This is a genomic window from Phytohabitans rumicis, assembly GCF_011764445.1.
Classification (GTDB): Bacteria; Actinomycetota; Actinomycetes; order Mycobacteriales; family Micromonosporaceae; genus Phytohabitans; species Phytohabitans rumicis.
In genome coordinates this window covers 6,567,958-6,584,606 of the sequence record NZ_BLPG01000001.1, presented here as the reverse complement: position 1 = coordinate 6,584,606, position 16,649 = coordinate 6,567,958, and the positions used below count along the sequence as shown (strand labels likewise).

The following is a 16,649-nucleotide window of genomic DNA, read 5'->3' as shown; positions in this document are numbered from 1 at the left end:
GACTTGAAGGACGCCCTGATCACGAAGGGGGGCGGCGCTGGGGAAAACCGCTGGGCAGGGCGGATACCCTGGTAGGGCGATGGAGATCAGGTATCCGCCGGAACTGCCGGTCAGTCAGAAGAAGGACGACATCCTGGCCGCCATCCGCGACCACCAGGTCGTGATCGTCGCCGGCGAGACCGGCTCCGGCAAGACCACCCAGCTCCCGAAGATCTGCCTTGAGCTGGGCCGCGGCGTCGAGGGCATGATCGGCCACACCCAGCCGCGCCGGCTGGCCGCCCGCACGGTCGCCGACCGCATCGCCGAGGAGCTGGGCACGCCGCTCGGCACCACGGTCGGCTTCAAGGTCCGCTTCACCGACCGGGTCAGCGAGGGCACCCAGGTCAAGCTGATGACCGACGGCATCCTGCTCGCCGAGATCCAGCACGACCGCATGCTCCGGCGGTACGACACCCTGATCATCGACGAGGCGCACGAGCGCAGCCTCAACATCGACTTCATTCTGGGGTACGTCAAGCGCCTGCTCCCCCGCCGCCCCGACCTGAAAGTGATCATCACCTCGGCGACGATCGACCCGGAGCGCTTCTCGCAACACTTCGGGGACGCCCCCATCGTCGAGGTCTCCGGTCGGACATACCCGGTCGAGGTGCGCTACCGCCCGCAGGAGGACGAGGAGCAGGACCAGATTCAGGCCATCCTCGACGCGGTCGACGAGCTGTGCGCCGAGGGGCCCGGCGACATCCTGGTCTTCCTCAGCGGCGAACGGGAGATCCGCGACACCGCCGACGCGCTCCGCAAGCAGGACCGGCGCGACACGGAGGTCCTGCCGCTCTACGCGCGACTGTCCACAGCGGAGCAGCACCGGGTCTTCCAGCGGCACCCGGGGCGCCGGATCGTGCTCGCCACCAACGTCGCCGAGACCTCGCTGACCGTCCCCGGCATCAAGTACGTCGTGGACCCCGGTACCGCGCGCATCTCCCGCTACAGCCACCGGCTCAAGGTGCAGCGGCTGCCCATCGAGGCGGTCTCGCAGGCATCGGCCAACCAGCGCAAGGGCCGTTGCGGGCGAACGTCCGACGGCATCTGCATCCGGCTCTACTCCGAAGAGGACTTCGTGTCCCGGCCGGAGTTCACCGACCCGGAGATCCTGCGCACCAACCTCGCCTCCGTCATCCTCCAGATGACCGCGCTGGGCCTGGGCGACATGGCGGCGTTCCCGTTCGTCGAGCCGCCGGACCGGCGCAACGTCAAGGACGGCGTCGACCTGCTGCACGAGCTGGGCGCGCTGGAAGACGGGCGGCTGACCAAGCTCGGCCGCCGCCTCGCCCAGCTGCCGATCGACCCGCGCCTCGGCCGGATGGTGCTGGAGGCCGAGCGCAACGGCTGCGTGCACGAGGTGCTGGTCATCTCCGCCGCACTGTCCATCCAGGACCCGCGCGAACGCCCCACCGACAAGCAGCAGGCCGCCGACGAAAGGCACGCCAGGTTCGTCGACAAGGAGTCGGACTTCGCGGCGTACCTGAACCTGTGGCGGTACGTCGAGGAGCAGCAGAAGGCACTGTCCTCCAGCCAGTTCCGCCGGATGTGCCGGACCGAGTTCCTCAACTACCTGCGCGTACGCGAGTGGCAGGACCTGCACGGCCAGCTCCGGCAGGCGGTCAAGCCCGCCAAGGCGCCGCCCGCGGACGCCCAGCGCATCCACCAGTCCCTGCTCGCCGGGCTGCTCTCGCACGTCGGCCTCAAAAATCCGCAGAAGCACGAGTACGCGGGTGCGCGCGGCGCCCAATTCGCCATCTTCCCCGGCTCGGCCCTGTTCAAGAAGCAGCCCCAGTGGGTGATGGCCGCCGAGCTGGTGGAGACCTCCCGGCTGTGGGCCCGCGTGGTGGCCAAGGTGGAGCCGGAGTGGGTGGAAAAACTCGCCGGCCACCTCGTCAAGCGCAGCTACAGCGAGCCGCATTGGGAAAAGAAGCAGGGCGCCGTGATGGCGTACGAGCGGGTCACCCTGTACGGCGTATCGCTGGTCGCCGGTCGCAAGGTGAACTTCGGCCGCGTCGACCCGCCGCTGTGCCGCGAACTGTTCATCCGGCACGCGTTGGTCGAGGGCGACTGGGAGACGCACCACGCGTTCTTCGCCGAAAACCGGGCGCTGCTGGCCGAGGTGGAGGAGTTGGAGCACCGGGCCCGGCGGCGCGACATCCTGGTCGACGACGAGACCCTGTTCGCGTTCTACGACCAGCGGCTCCCGCCCGAGGTGGTGTCGGCGCGGCACTTCGACTCCTGGTGGAAGCAGGCCCGGCGGGACACTCCCGACCTGTTGAACTTCGAGAAGGCCATGCTCATCAACGAGCGGGCGGGCCAGGTCGAGGCGGCGAACTACCCGGACGAGTGGCGGCAGGGCGGGGTGGCGCTGCGGTTGACGTACCAGTTCGAGCCGGGGGCGGAGGCCGACGGGGTAACCGTCCACATTCCCCTGCCGCTGCTGCCGCGGCTGTCCCCGGCGGGCTTCGACTGGCAGGTGCCCGGCCTGCGCGAGGACCTCGTCGTCGCGCTGATCCGGTCGCTGCCGAAGGCGCTCCGGCGCAACTACGTGCCGGTGCCCGACTACGCGAAGGCGGCGCTCGCCCGGATGCCACTCGACGGGTCGCTGCTCGAAGCGCTGGAACGCGAGCTGCGCCGGATGACGGGCGTGCCGGTGCCGCGCGACGCGTGGGACCTGGGCAAGGTCCCGGACCACCTGCGGATGACCTTCCGGGTGCTCGACGACAAGGGAGGCACGCTCGCCGAAGGCAAGGACCTCGCGGCGATCCAGGCCCAGCTCAAGCCCGCCGTACAGGAGACCGTGGCCGCGGCGGCACCGGGCATCACCCGGCGCGGGCTGCGCTCGTGGGAGGTCGGCACGCTGCCCCGCACGGTGCGGCAGGACCGCGCCGGGTACGCCGTCACGGCGTACCCGGCTCTGGTGGACGAGGGTGAGTCCGTCGGAGTCGGCGTCTTCGAGACGGAGACCGAGCAGCGGTACGCGATGTGGCCGGGCACCCGGCGGCTGCTGCTGCTCACCCTGCCCGCGGCGGCGAAGGTGATGCAGGGCCGACTGTCCAATGAGGCCAAGCTGGCGCTCAGCCGCAACCCGCACCGCAGCGCGGCCGACCTGCTGGACGACTGCGCGGGCGCGGCGGTCGACAAGCTGATGGCCGACGCCGGCGGGCCGGCCTGGGACGAGGACGGGTTCGCCAAGCTGCGTGACCGGGTCCGCGCCGAGTACGTCGACACGCTCGCCGACGTGGTCGGGCGGGTGCAGCGGGTGCTCGCCGCGGCGTACTCGGTGGAGCAGCGCCTCAAGGGTGGCTCGCGCCTGGACCTCATGCCCTCGCTCGCGGACATCCGCACCCAGCTCTCCGGTCTGGTCTATCGGGGTTTCGTGACCGCGACCGGATGGGCGCGCCTGCCCGACGTGGCGCGTTACCTGACCGGGATCGAGCGGCGCCTGGACAAGCTGCCGCAGAACCCGCAGCGCGACCTGCAGCAGACCCGCCGCGTCGAGCAGATCCAGCAGGAGTACGACCAGCTGCGCCGGGAGCTGCCGGCGAGCGACGCGCTGCACCAGATCCGCTGGATGATCGAGGAGCTGCGGATCAACCTGTTCGCGCAGGCCATGGGTACCCAGTATCCAATATCCGAGCAACGGATTCTGCGCGCGATGGACGAGCTATAGCGCTATCTGCCACATGGCATCTTGACCAGTTGCTATCCGACGCCTGTCGTCTGATAGTGAGGGGTAGTTAAGGAGGCCAGCAAATGAGCGTCGACTACCTCCACACCACCCTCTACAACCAGCGCGGCGTGGTCGTCACCGACCAGTGGTTGATCATCAACGGCAAGTGGTTCGCCGTCTCCGACCTCTACTACCTCGAGCGGGCCCGCGGCCCGATGTCCGCCGCCACCCGTGCGGCCCTGCTCGTCGGCTTGGCAGAGTTGCTGGTCGTCGCGCCGGTCGCGTTCGTTTTCAACACGCCGACGGCCTGGGCGGTCGCCGGCCTCGACGTGCTGGCCGCGGCGGGCGGCGTGGCCTTCTGCGGCCGGCGCTGGCCGGCCACCTTCCAGCTGTGGGCGGAATACCAGGGCCGCCCGACGCTGCTCTTCAGCACCGGTGACGAGCAGGAGTTCGGCCAGGTGAGCCGGGCCCTGATCCGGGCGGTCGAGCGAGGGCAGCTCACCTAGTCAGTACTTCCAGCGGGTGCCCGCGACCGTCGCCTCCGGGCTGGCATCCGCGAAGATCGCGTGCTCGGCGAGACGCACCGCACAGAACGCCTCCAGCAGCGGCTCGCCCAGCACGCCGGGCAGCAGGTCGTCGGCGCGCAGCGCGGCCACCGCGGCAGGCAGCCCGGACGGCAGCCGGGGCGGCTGCCTGCCTTCCGGCAACGACGCCGGATCCACCGGGACCTCCAACGGTAAGGTCAGGCCCGCCCCGGCCGCCGCGGTCACGGCCGCGGTGACGGCACCCCCCAGGAGGTACGGGTTGGCGGCCGCGTCGAAGGACTTGAGCTCGGCGTTGGCCGCGGTGTCCCGCTCCCCCACCGTGCCGGTGACCAGCCGCAGCGCGGCCTCCCGGTTTTCCCGCCCCCAGCACTGGTACGGCCCGGCCCAGTGCCGCGGTACGAGCCGGAGCTGGCTCGCCGGGCTCGGCGCGCCGATCGCGGTCAGCGCGGGCAGCCGGTCGAGCAGGCCGGCCAGGATGGACTCGCCCTCGGCGGTCACCCCGTACGGCCCCGGGCCGCCCGCGAAGAGGTTGCGCCCGTCCCGCCACGCCGATACGTGCAGGTGGCCGCCGTTGCCCACCTGGTACGCGACCACCACGGGCGCGAACGAGACCTGGTAGCCGAAGGACGCCGAGACCGCCCGGATGGTCTGCCGTACCAGCACGTTGCGGTCCGCGGCGGTCACCGGGTCGGCCGGCGCCACCGACAGCTCCAGCTGGCCCGGGGCGTACTCGGGGTGGAACTGCTCGACCGGGACGTCCTCGGCGGCGAGGGCGGCGAGCACCGCGTCGGCGTACGCGGACAGCTCGACGACGCGGGACATGCCGTACGCCGGGCCGGTCGTGGCCGGGATCGGGTCGCCGGCTCGGGGATCCGCCGTGCCCACGAACCACTCCACCTCGTACGCCATCCGCAGCTCCAGCCCGGCCGCGGCGGCGCGCTCGACGGCGGTCCGGGCGAACAGGCGCTGGCAGCACGGGTGCGGCTCGCCCTCCTGGGTGTACCGGTCGACCGGCGCCCAGGCCCAGCCCGGCTGGGCGGCGAGCGCGGTGATCCGGCTCAGGTCGGCGTACAGCCGCAGGTCGCCGACCGGGCCACCGACGTGCGCGCTGGTGGTGATCGAATCGTCGACGCAGAACACGTCGAACACCGGGGACATGCCGACGCCCCACGCGGCGGCATGCTCCAGCCGGCGGACCGGCACCGCCTTCGCCCGCGTGACGCCGGCATTGTCCACCCAGGTGAGCGCCACCGTGCGTACACCCTGCGCGGTGAGGTCGGCGGCGGCCAGGCGCGCGCGTTTGGCCTGTTCTTGACGGTCCATCAGTTCGGATTCTGCCGCATAAATGCGGCAGAATCCGCTTCCCACGGCGAGTCAGCCCACCGCACAGTTCGTTGTATTCAGGGAGAACGCCGCTGGTCGGCCATTGGTGCCGGACCAGGTGGCATTGAAGCCCACTCCGCCCAATGTCTGGCCGGGATTCAGGGTGCTGTTCCAGGCCGCGTTCGTGACCGGCACCCGGGCCCCTTCTTGGGCGACCACCCCGTTCCACAGCTGGGTGATCTGCTGCCCGTTGGGGAACACGAACCGCAGGGTCCAGCCGGCCGGGATCGGCGTCGACCCGGTGTTGGCGAGGGACATGGTGACCTGGAACCCGGTGTTCCACTGCGTCTCGATCCGGTAGGTCAGTCGGCAGCTCGCCGGCGGCACGTTGCCCTCGGCGAAGAACACGTTGCCGGGCAGGTCGGCCCGCGGGACGTCGCTGTTCGACGCGATGATGTCGCCGAGGCTGCGCCGGAAGTCGATCCCGTACGTGTTGCGGATGTACGTCAGGCCCTGGTCGTTGCCGTAGAAGAACCGGTCGCCGTCGCGCAGCCGCTGGAACTCCCGGGTCCAGATGGCCCGCTGCAGCTCGCCGAACTCGCCGCCGGAGGCGTGCGCCTCCGCGACCGCGCCGACGAAGGCGTCGACGTTGTTGACGTTCCCGTAGATGGCTTGGAGCCGGGCCGCGAGCGGGGCGCCGCGGACGAAGCTCGTCGGCGTGCCTTCCACGGCGTCCTCGTCGGCCTGGTCGACCTCGGCGTTGAAGACGTCGAAGAGCTGTGGGAAGGCCAGGCTCGCCGGGTTGTCCACGCCGGTGCCGGGCGGGAACGCCGCGCTCGACTCGCCCGTGATCTGGGTGAACGAGGTCCGCGCCGGCAGCCCGTACGCCTGCCGCATCTGGTTGTACGTGGGCATGCCGTGGTCGCGCCCGCGCTCGATGTCGATCGCGCCCAGGTCGAGGACGCCGTCGAAGCACTCCGGCAGGCCCGGCCCGTCCAGGCACTCGGGGTTACCGGTGACCGGGATCTGGAAGAGCACGCTGCGGAGCTGGTTGTCGATCATCTCCTCGTTCTTGTACTGCGGCTCGCCGCCGATGGCCTGCAGCAGCGGCCCGAGCCCGATGCCGGGCACCAGGTCCGGGTTGAAGAAGCCGCGGTTGAGCGGGATGACCAGCTCGACCTCGTCGTCCTCTTGGACGATCTCGATGCCCTGGGCCTCGAACGCGGCGAGCTGCGCCGGCGTGTAGTGCCCGGCCTCCACGGCGATCTCCATCTCGCCGTGGATCATGCTGTGCACCCGGTATCCGACCGTCGCGAACTCGTTGCTGAGCGACGTGTTGATGCCCGAGTTGTACCCGGAGTACGCCGGCAACGTGACGCCCATGGCGGGCAGCCACTCGTTGTACGTCACGTACTGCTGCTCGGCGATGATCACGCGCCGGGCGATCTGGAACTTGTCCTCTTCGGACAGTGAGGCCGGCAGCGCGGCCACGATCCGGTTGTGTTCCCGGGCGAAGAGGGTATGTGTCGCGGTGAGGAAGAGGTTCTCGTTGGCGCGTACGTCGCCGGCGACCATCGCGCTGCCGGGGTTGGCCCGCAGGATGCCGTCGATCTCCATCGCGGGCGCGGTCGCCGCGTTGCCCCGCGCGGTCGCCCGCGGCAGGTAGTTGTTCTGCATCAGCAGCCGGGCGTTGTTGTTGGCCGGGTTGCCGTCGGTGGAGCCCTCACGCAGCCAGTCCAGGCGCGTGTTGGTGCCGCCGTACACCGCGAACGCGTTGACGTACGAACTGTTCGTGTTGACCTGCTGTCTCGGGTTCGTCACGCCGGTCCCGGGGGCGGGATCCGAGCGGGCGAACGGGATGACGCCGAGCGTGTTCTCGAACTCCTCCAGCGGGTCGTTGGCGTTGAAGGGGATGTTGGCCGTCTCGCCCGCCGGGTCACCGGGCGACCGGCCCAGGCGCAGGCCGAACGTGTGGTCGAGGAACTGGCCCCACGTCCAGCCCCAGGCCGTGACCTGGCGCTCGGAGAAGATGTTCTGGGCGACGTCGTTGAATACCCGGTTGCTGACGTAGCGCGAGTTCGGCCCGGCCACCGGCTGGCTGCGGTTGTCCGCGTACCGAGCCGCCGCCACCCGCGAGTACGGCGTATTCGACTGTCCCCATGTCGGGTTGGCCACGTTGTTTCCGCTGCCGTCCAGGCTCTGCACGGCGAACGGGACGGCCAGCGCCGTGACGTCCGCGGTGGCGAACGTGGTCGCGGACGAGGCCACCACGGTCGTCAGCGCGACGAGCGCGACAAGAATGGGCGCGCGGAAGCGCCATTTGGGTCGCATCGGTCCTCCCATTTCGGCGGCGCTATTGTCGGGGCGCGCAATTGCGCCACGATCGAAACGCCCACCTGACTGGGAAGATTGGTCTCGCTCAATTTTGAAGTCAATAGATGTATTTGGACGCGTTACCCTTGGGGGTCGTTCTAAAATGCACGGTCGCTATCTATATTGTTCGTTGCGCTTTCATCGAACTCCTACCGCCGCCAGCTCCGGGCAGGGCTCGGCGGCGGTAGGCCCTCCCGCATCGTCCGCGCGTCAAGATCAAGGGCGTCTCCGTCGATCAAGGACTTCCGCGTCGATCAAGGACGAATGGTCGTGGTTCGATCTCCGATCCACGACCGTTTGCCCTTGATCGACGCAGAAGTCCTTGATCGGGGGAGCCGCGCCGCGGGCACGGAGCCGCGACAGGGGGGCGGAGCCGTGGCGACAGGGGCGGAGCCGCTGGTCACGCCGGTTGAGTGACCGATATCCGACAAAAGTATTAATATAGATACTTTACAATTGCCCCAAAGTGCCTGGTCAGGGTACTCTCCTCGCCGCGTGTGGATCTTTGGGGGGACCACCATGGGCGGAGGACGAGCCGCGGCCCTCGCCGCGGAGATAAGTAGATACGTCTATCAAGGCCGGCGGCGCGTCGGTGAGTTCATCTCGCCGCGCCAGCGCCAGGCGCGCATCGCCACGATCACGGTCGGGGTGGTGGCGCTGCTGCTCGTCGTGATCGTCGCCGCCATCTCCCCGGACGGCGAGGAGCCCGCCGGGCAGGGACTCGCGCTCCCCACCGAGCAGCCACCGCCGGCCGAGGCCACGGCCGCCGAGGGCCTGGGCTCGGCGACGCCCGGGGAGCCCGGGACCACCGCGCCGGCCACGCCCAGCCGTACCCCGCGGAGGTCGACCGCGCCGGCGATCCCGCCACCACCGCGGACCCCGGCCGGGCCGACGACCACGTACTACGAGGCCGAGGACGCGCTGCTGATCGGCGCGGCCGAGGTGTCGAACATGCCCGAAGCCTCCGGCGGGCAGATCGTCCACGATCTCGGCACCGACCAGTACGGCCGCTCCGGGCAGATCTCGTTCACCCGGGTCACGGTGCCGATTGCGACCCGGTACGCGCTGACCGTCTTCTACGTCAGCGGCGAAAACCGGTACGCCCTCCTGTCGGTCAACAACGGTCCCGCGTACCAGCTCGGCTTTCCGTCCAACGGCGGCTGGGACCGGGTCGGCCGGCAGACCTTCACGATCTCGCTGAACGCCGGGCAGAACAGCCTCACGTTCAGCAACCCGTACGGCTGGGCGCCGCGTCTGGACCGGATCAGCATTCTCGGTTGACGCAAGAGGTTTGAAACCACGATCCGCGGGGTAAACCTCGCGCCGTGGCAATGAAAGCGCTTTCAAAGCCCAAACAACGCGGCGGCGTGACGATCTACGAGGTCGCGCGGCGGGCCGGCGTGTCGATCGCCACCGTCTCCCGGGCGATGCGCGACTCGGACCTGGTCACCGCGGAGACGCGGGCGCGGGTGCGGGCCGCGGCGCAGGAGCTCGACTTCACCCCCAGCCGGCTCGGCCGCTCACTCGCCGAGGGGCAGCACGCCGCCAACGGGATCGTCTTCCCCGATCTCGTCGGGCCGTACTACGCCGAGGTGGTCCTCGGCTACGAGGAGGTCGCCGCCGAGCTGGGCCGCAGCGTGCTGATCCTGGCCACGCACGGCCGGCGGGACGCGGCGGCGCAGGTGCTCGACCTGGCCAACCGGGTCGACGGCATGGTGATCATGGGTCGCACGGTGGGCGACGACGTCGTCGAGCGGATCGCCGCGACCGGGCCACCCCTCGTGCTGCTCGCCCGCGACCCGGTCTCCACCGTGGACACGATCCGGACCGACAACGAGCGCAGCGCCCGCGAGCTGGCCGAGCACCTGCTGGCACACGGGCACCGGCGGTTCGCGTTCCTCGGGGATCCGGACGACTCACCGGACGTCGCCGGCCGCTACGCGGGCTTCGCCGCCGGGCTGCGCGCCGCGGGCGTACCCGTCCCGGCGCCGGTGCGGTGCGCCTTCAACCTCGACGCCGGTCGCGAGGCCGCATCCGGGTTGCTGCGCCGGCGTACCCGTCCGCAGGCCGTGGTGTGCGCCAACGACGAGGTGGCGCTCGGCGTACACACCGCGGCGACCGAAGCCGGACTGTCCATTCCGGACGACCTGGCGATCACCGGCTGGGACGACGTGATGGCGGCCGGGTTCGCCGGGCTGACCACGGTCCGCCAGCCGATGCGGGAGCTGGGCGCCACGGCGGCCCGCTGGCTGCACGACCGCATCACCGAACCATCCAGGGACCGGACGCCGGTGCGGCGCCAGGTCCTCCCCACGCAGCTCACGGTCCGGCGCAGCTGCGGCCCCCACACCGGGAGGTAAACCATGAAGAGGCAGCGGCTGGCCGCGGCGGCGTTCGCGGCCATGCTGGCGCTCGCGGCCTGCGGGCGCGATTCCGGCGGCGAAGACACCGACACCACGGCACCGGTCAGCGAGGGCAAGGCCACCGGCGACATCACGGTCTGGGCCATGGGTACGGAGGGCGAAAAGCTCGCCGCGTTCGCCCAGGACTTCATGACCGAGAACCCCGACGCGAAGGTGAACGTGACGGCCGTGCCGTGGGACGCGGCGCATCAGAAGATCGCCAGCGCGATCGCGGCCAAGCAGACGCCGGACGTGTCGATGGTCGGCACCACGTGGATGGGCGAGTTCGCCGCGACCGGCGCGCTCGACCCGACCCCGGCCAGCGTCGTGGACAAGGCCGCGTTCTTCAGCGGCGCCTGGGACACGACGGTCGTCAATGGTACGTCGTACGGCGTGCCCTGGTACGTCGAGACCCGGCTGCTCTACTACCGCAAGGACCTGGCCGCCAAGGCGGGCGTGACCGCGCCGGCGAGTTGGGACGAGATGACGTCCTTCGCCACCGCCATGCGCGATAAGGGCGGGGCCAAGTGGGGACTCAACCTGCAGCCCGGCGGCACCGGCAGCTGGCAGAGCTTCCTGCCGTTCGCCTGGTCCAACGGGGCCACCCTGGCAAGCGGCAAGGACTTCACTTTGGACAGTCCACAGATGACCGAGGCGTTGGCGTACTACCAGTCCTTCTTCACGAACAAGCTGTCGCCGCCGACCGACCTGTCGCTGCAGGGCGCGCTGGAACAGAGCTTCATCAACGGCACCCTGGCGGCGTTCATCTCCGGGCCGTGGCACGTGGGCCTGCTGAACCAGCAGGGCGGCGCGGGCTTCAAGGACAAGTTCGCGGTGGCGCCGATGCCGCGCAAGCAGTCGGCGACGTCGTTCGTGGGCGGTAGCGACCTGGCCGTCTTCAAGGACGCCAAGAACCGGGACGGCGCCTGGAAGTTCGTCTCCTGGCTGAGCCGGCCGGACGTGCAGGTCAAGTGGTACAAGGCGGTCGGCGACCTGCCGGCCGTACAGCGCGGCTGGGAGGACCAGAGCCTGTCCGGCGACCCGATCCTGGCCACGTTCGGCGAGCAACTGAAGGACGCCAAGTCGCCGCCGGCGATCCCGACGTGGGAGCAGGTGGCCGCCGTCATCGACGGCGAGATCGAAAAGGTGGCCAAGTCGGGCGCGGACCCGGCCACGGCTACCAAGGCGATGCAGGACCGCGCCAGCGGCATCGGCACCGGGTCCTGACGTGCGCCGTGCGCTCGCCGGCTGGGCCTTCGCCACCCCGTTCACCGTGCTGTTCCTGGTCTTCATGGCCGTTCCGGTGGTGGCCTCCCTGGTGATGAGCGTGACCGACCTGCGCTCGACCGACCTGCGTACGCCGTTCGCGGTGGAGTTCGTCGGCCTGTCCAACTACACGAGGATGGTGGACGACGCCCAGTTTCGCCGGGCGGCGCTCAACACCGCCGTCTTCGTGGTGGTCGGCGTGCCGCTGACCATGGTGGTCGGACTGGCGGCGGCGAGCGCACTCAACTCCGGGCTGGTCAAGCTCCGCGCGCTCTTCCGGGTCGGCTTCTACCTGCCGGTGGTGACCAGCATCGTGGCGCTTGCCGTGATCTGGCGCTTCCTGCTCGACCCCGAGGCCGGGCTGGTCAACAGCGCCCTGCGCCTCGTCGGCGTCGAGGGGCCGAACTGGCTGGGCGACTCCCGCCTCGCGCTGCCGTCCATCATCGCGATGGCGGTCTGGCGCAACTTCGGCTTCCTGATGGTGATCTTCCTGGCCGGGCTCCAGGCGATCCCGGCCGACCTGTACGAGTCCTCGCGGCTCGACGGAGCCGGGCGGTGGGCCCAGTTCCGGTACATCACCGTGCCGATGCTGCGCCCCACCCTCCTCTTCGGCGGTGTCGTCACCAGCATCGGCTACCTCCAGCTCTTCGAGGAGCCGCTGGTGATGACCCGGGGCGGCCCGCTCGACTCGACGCTGTCGGTCTCGTACCACATCTACAACCAGTTCGGCTTCGGCAACTACGGGTACGCCGCAGCGGTCAGCTATGTGCTCTTCGCCGTGATCGTGGGTTTGGCCGCCCTTCAGTTCCGCCTGCTCGGATCGAGGGACTGACATGCGTCGCAGAGATTTCGCCGCGCGGCTCGGGCTGCACACGATCCTCGGCGCCGGAATGCTGGTGGTCGTCGGCCCGTTTCTGTGGGCCCTGCTGTCGTCGGTCAAGCCGGAGGCGGAGATCCGCCGCATCCCGGCCACCTGGTGGCCGAACGTCTTCACCCTCGACAACTACGACGAGCTGCTGTCCAGACTGGACTTTCCGCAGGCATTCGCCAACTCGGCCATCGTCGCGGTGTTCACCACGCTGGGCAACCTCGTCTTCTGTTCGGCGCTCGGGTACGCGCTCGCCAAGCTGCGCTTTCCCGGTCGCCGGGCGATCTTCCTCGTCGTGCTCGGCACGCTGATGGTGCCGAGCATGGTGACGTTCGTGCCGCAGTTCGTGATGGTCAGCAACCTCGGGCTGGTCAACTCGTACGGCGGTCTGATCCTGCCGTTCCTCGCCACGCCGTTCGGGGTCTTCCTGATGCGGCAGTACCTGCTGTCCATTCCGGACGAGCTGATCGAGGCGGCCCGCGTGGACGGGGCGGGCGAGCTGCGCATCTTCGCGCGCATCGTCCTGCCGCTCTGTGGGCCGGCCCTGGCCACGCTCGGCATCCTCACGTTCCTCGCCTCCTGGAACAACTTCCTGTGGCCGCTCGTCGTGGCCACCACCGAGGACAAGTACACGCTGCCTGTCGCGCTCGCGCTCTACAGCGTGGGCCAGAACCGCATCGACTACGGCCTCGTGCTGGCCGGTGCGGTCGCCGTCCTGCTGCCCGTGGTCATCGTGTTCGTCCTGCTCCAGCGGCAATTCCTGCGGGGCATCGCGACGACCGGACTCAAGTGAGGGTTTCCATGCGACGTCTTCTCGCCATTCTCCTGGCACTGGTCCTGCTCCCCGCCGCCCCCGCGTCCGCCGCCACCGACCCGCTCCACACGTACGCGAAGGACACCTGGCGCTCGATGGTCGCCATGGTGGATCCGGCCACCGGGCTACCCGCCGACAACATCGGCGGCGACCTGGCTCCGGGCACCCGCTCGGCGTACACCTCACCGACGAACATCGGCGGGCTCATGTGGTCGGCCGTCGCGGCCCGGGACATCGGCACGATCTCCCGCCGTGAGGCGTCCCGCGTGGTCGGCGCGGCGCTCGACGGGCTCGCCGGCCTCGACCGCCACGACGACTCGGGCATGTTCTACAACTGGTACGACCCGCACACCGGCGCGGTGATACGTACGTGGCCCGAGGACGGCACCCCACGCACCCCGTTCCTGTCGAGTGTGGACAACGGCTGGCTCGCCGCCGCCCTGCTCGTCGTGCGGGGCGCCGTGCCGGAGCACCGGGCCCAGGCGGACGCGCTGCTCGCCCCGATGGACTTCGGCTTCTACTACAACCCGAACGCGCGCGGGCCGGACATCCCCGCCGGCCTGATCCGGGGCGGCTTCTGGGACACCCCGCCGACCGAGTGCTCGGTGGTGGACAACTACCGCGACCGCGGCCCGGACGTCTGGTACACCTGCAACCACTACGACATCGCGGTGACCGAGCCGCGGATCGCCAGCTACCTCGGCATCGCGTTCGGGCAGATCCCGCCCGCGCACTACTTCGCGACTCAGCGCACGTTCCCGGCCACCTGCGACTGGGACTGGCTGGAGCAGCAAGCCACCGGCTTCCAGACCTCGTACCTCGGGGTGCCGGTGTTCGAGGCTCGTACACGTACCGGGGCATCCGGTTCGTGCCGAGCTGGGGCGGGGACATGTTCGAGGCGCTGATGCCGGACCTGTTCGTGCCCGAGGCGAAGTGGGGCCCGCGCAGTTGGGGCCGCAACCACCCGGCGACCGTGGCCGGCCAGATCGAGCACGGGCTACGCGACGCCAAGTACGGCTACTGGGGCTTCTCCCCCGCCTCCGACCCGTTCGGCGGTTACAAGGTGTGGGGCGTGGACGCGATGGGCATGGACCCGGGCGGCTACCCGTCCGATGTGGAGGCGTCCAACTACGACGCCGGCTTCGGTGACTGCCGCACGTCCGGTCCGGCACCCACCTATGGGGACGGTGTGGTGACCCGCACGCCGCCTTCCTCGCGCTGCCGTACGCCAAGCGCGCGGCCGTGGACAACCTGGCGAAGCTCCGCGCCAATCTCGACGCGTACGGCCCGGGCGGCTTCTACGACGCGGTCGCGGTGCGCAGCGGCACGGTGGCCAAGCGGTACCTGGCGCTCGACCAGGCAATGATCCTGGGTGCGCTCGGCAACGAGCTGGGACACGACTCGATCCGGCGGGCGTTCGTGACGCCGCAGATCGAACGCGCGCTGCGCCCGCTGATGGCGATGGAGGAGTTCAACGTGCCCGCCTCGCCCTGGGCGGCCCGATGACGGTCGAGGAGAGGGCCCGCGAGCGGTGGGCGCAGTTGATGGGTACCGGGGGCGCTCAGGATCGCGAGCCCGGCGCCATCGTCCCGGCCGATCTGCCGGCGCCCACCGGCCTCGTCGCCACCCCCGGGCGGGGCCACGCCACGCTGACCTGGGCGCCGGTGCCGGGCGCGATCGGGTACGCGGTACACCGCGCGGACGCGCCGTCCGGGCCGTTCGAGCCGCTGGACCACGGCGGCGGGGACGTGCTCGCGGTGCCCCGTCCGCCGTACGCGGACACGACCGGCGAGCCCGACCGCGAGTACTGGTACGCGGTCGCGCCGCTCGCCACGGTCACCTCGATGGGCCCGCTCAGCTCGCCGGTGCCGGGCGCGTCCCGGTCCGGCGGGCCGGCGGCCGTGCGGATCGACGTGGCCGCGGACGGCGACGCGGGCCCGGTGTACCGGCCCTGGCGGGCGATGGTGGGCTCGGAGCACCTGAGCCACCTGCTCTGCACGGACGAGACCGGTGGCCGGCCGATCGGCGCGGAGCTGCGCGAGGCGCTGCGCCGGGTGCACGACGAGCTGGGCGTGGAGCAGGTACGCGCGCACGCGATCCTGTGCGACGACTTAGGCGTCTACCGGGAGGTCGACGGGCGGCCGCGGCTGGACTTCGACGGCGTGGACCGGGTCTACGACACCGTGCTGGAGCTGGGGCTGCGCCCGGTCGTCGAGCTGTCCTTCATGCCGCGCGACCTGGCCCGCGACCCGGGACACACGGTGTTCGCGTACGAGGCCGGCATCTCGCCGCCGCGGGACTGGGACCGCTGGGCATGGCTGGTGCGCGAGCTGACCGCCCACCTCGTCGAGCGGTACGGCCGGGCCGAGGTGCGCGACCACTGGTGGTTCGAGGTGTGGAACGAGGCGAACCTGTCCGTCTTCTGGTCCGGCACGCCCGCCGAGTACTGGCGGCTGTACGACGTGACCGTCCGGGCGGTCAAGGACGTCGACCCAGGGCTGCGGGTGGGCGGCCCGGCCTCGGCGGCGGTGGGTTGGATCGACGACCAGCTGGCCCGCGAGTCCGCAGTGGACTTCGTCTCCACCCACACGTACGGCAGCCCGCCGCTCGACCTGCGTCCGCTCGCCGGTGACCGCCCTCTGCTGTGGACGGAGTGGGGCGTGACCGCCACGCACGGCAGCGGGATCAACGACACCGTGTTCGCGGCGACGTTCCTGCTGCGCGGGATGCGTTCCGTGGCCGGCCGGGTCGAGGCGCTCGCGCCGTGGGTGGCGTCTGACCACTTCGAGGAGCTGGGCCGCCCGCCGCGCCTGCTGCACGGCGGGTTCGGCCTGCTGACGGTGGGCAACCTGGCCAAGCCCAAGTTCTGGGCGCTGTCCCTGGCGCAGCGGCTCGGCGACACCGAGCTGCCCGCCACAGTGGACGGGGACGGCGCCGGCGGCCTCGTCGAGGCGTGGCCGGCGCGCTCGCCGGACGGCACGGTCACGGTGCTGGTGTGGAACGGCACGCTGGACCACACCAAGGCGGCCGGGGACGAACGGCTCGACCGCCGGGTCACGGTGCGGATCGCCGGGTTGGCCGCACCCGCGTACCGGATGAGGCATTGGCGGGTCGACGCCGCGTACTCGAATGTCGCGGCCCGGTGGCGCGCGATGGGTGCGGGGCGGGACTGGCCGGACGACCGCCAGTGGGCCGCGCTGCGCGGCGCCGACCGGATCGACGAACCGGAACAGCCTCGGGACGTCGCGCCCGCCGGCGGCCTCGTCCAGGTGGACCTGGACCTCCTGATGCCCGCCATCTCCTGCCTGGAGCTGACCCCCCTGTGATCAAGGCGTCCTTCAAGTCG

General features: G+C 70.6%; 12 protein-coding genes and 1 pseudogene. 11 read left to right on the top strand and 2 right to left on the bottom strand.

Annotation, left to right across the window (positions count from 1 at the left end; all coding sequences use genetic code 11):
* Window positions 1-85 precede the first annotated feature (85 nt).
* Window positions 86-3,712: pseudogene (gene hrpA / locus Prum_RS30020) on the top strand (ATP-dependent RNA helicase HrpA); the annotation flags it as partial.
* 83 nt (window positions 3,713-3,795) lie between these two features.
* Window positions 3,796-4,218 carry a DUF6232 family protein gene (locus Prum_RS30015; protein ID WP_173079530.1) on the top strand — a complete coding sequence of 141 codons (423 nt, stop codon included), beginning with the start codon at window positions 3,796-3,798 and terminating at the stop codon, window positions 4,216-4,218.
* On the opposite strand, the gene Prum_RS30010 is transcribed toward Prum_RS30015, so the two are convergent.
* Together Prum_RS30010 and Prum_RS30005 are read right to left on the bottom strand one after the other, a co-directional pair.
* Complete coding sequence (locus Prum_RS30010) at window positions 4,219-5,580, bottom strand: type I glutamate--ammonia ligase (RefSeq protein ID WP_173079529.1); 1,362 nt, start codon at window positions 5,578-5,580, stop codon at window positions 4,219-4,221.
* 51 nt (window positions 5,581-5,631) lie between these two features.
* Window positions 5,632-7,911, bottom strand: coding sequence for a peroxidase family protein (locus Prum_RS30005; protein ID WP_173079528.1), 2,280 nt, complete (start codon window positions 7,909-7,911; stop codon window positions 5,632-5,634).
* Window positions 7,912-8,472: 561 nt separating this feature from the next.
* On the opposite strand from Prum_RS30005, the gene Prum_RS30000 reads away from it, so the two are divergent.
* The 9 genes from Prum_RS30000 to Prum_RS29970 all read left to right on the top strand — a co-directional run bounded on the left by Prum_RS30000 (window position 8,473) and on the right by Prum_RS29970 (window position 16,629).
* Complete coding sequence (locus tag Prum_RS30000; RefSeq protein ID WP_173079527.1) at window positions 8,473-9,234, top strand: carbohydrate-binding protein; 762 nt, start codon at window positions 8,473-8,475, stop codon at window positions 9,232-9,234.
* An 86-nt stretch (window positions 9,235-9,320) separates the two neighbouring features.
* Window positions 9,321-10,313 carry a LacI family DNA-binding transcriptional regulator gene (locus Prum_RS29995; RefSeq protein ID WP_173079526.1) on the top strand — a complete coding sequence of 331 codons (993 nt, stop codon included), beginning with the start codon at window positions 9,321-9,323 and terminating at the stop codon, window positions 10,311-10,313.
* 3 nt (window positions 10,314-10,316) lie between these two features.
* Window positions 10,317-11,582 (top strand): sugar ABC transporter substrate-binding protein, encoded by a 1,266-nt coding sequence (locus Prum_RS29990; RefSeq protein WP_173079525.1) that lies wholly within the window; start codon window positions 10,317-10,319, stop codon window positions 11,580-11,582.
* A gap of 1 nt (window position 11,583) precedes the next feature.
* Window positions 11,584-12,453: a carbohydrate ABC transporter permease gene (locus tag Prum_RS29985; RefSeq protein ID WP_246278180.1), complete on the top strand. Its 870-nt coding sequence runs from the start codon at window positions 11,584-11,586 to the stop codon at window positions 12,451-12,453.
* A 1-nt stretch (window position 12,454) separates the two neighbouring features.
* Window positions 12,455-13,282 (top strand): carbohydrate ABC transporter permease, encoded by an 828-nt coding sequence (locus tag Prum_RS29980; RefSeq protein WP_173079524.1) that lies wholly within the window; start codon window positions 12,455-12,457, stop codon window positions 13,280-13,282.
* A gap of 8 nt (window positions 13,283-13,290) precedes the next feature.
* Window positions 13,291-14,208, top strand: a complete 918-nt coding sequence (locus Prum_RS49785; RefSeq protein ID WP_218577391.1) for a DUF3131 domain-containing protein — start codon at window positions 13,291-13,293, stop codon at window positions 14,206-14,208.
* Entirely contained in the window at window positions 14,193-14,669 is a 477-nt protein-coding gene (locus Prum_RS52090; RefSeq protein ID WP_246278722.1) for a hypothetical protein, read from the top strand. Before Prum_RS49785 ends, Prum_RS52090 begins: the two co-directional genes overlap by 16 nt.
* On the top strand, window positions 14,555-14,809 hold the full coding sequence (locus Prum_RS49780; protein ID WP_246278632.1) for a hypothetical protein: 255 nt from the start codon (window positions 14,555-14,557) through the stop codon (window positions 14,807-14,809). Before Prum_RS52090 ends, Prum_RS49780 begins: the two co-directional genes overlap by 115 nt.
* A complete protein-coding gene (locus Prum_RS29970) occupies window positions 14,806-16,629 on the top strand; it encodes a GH39 family glycosyl hydrolase (protein WP_173079523.1) in 1,824 nt (607 codons plus the stop codon). The genes Prum_RS49780 and Prum_RS29970 overlap by 4 nt, the downstream gene beginning before the upstream one ends.
* Window positions 16,630-16,649 lie beyond the last annotated feature (20 nt).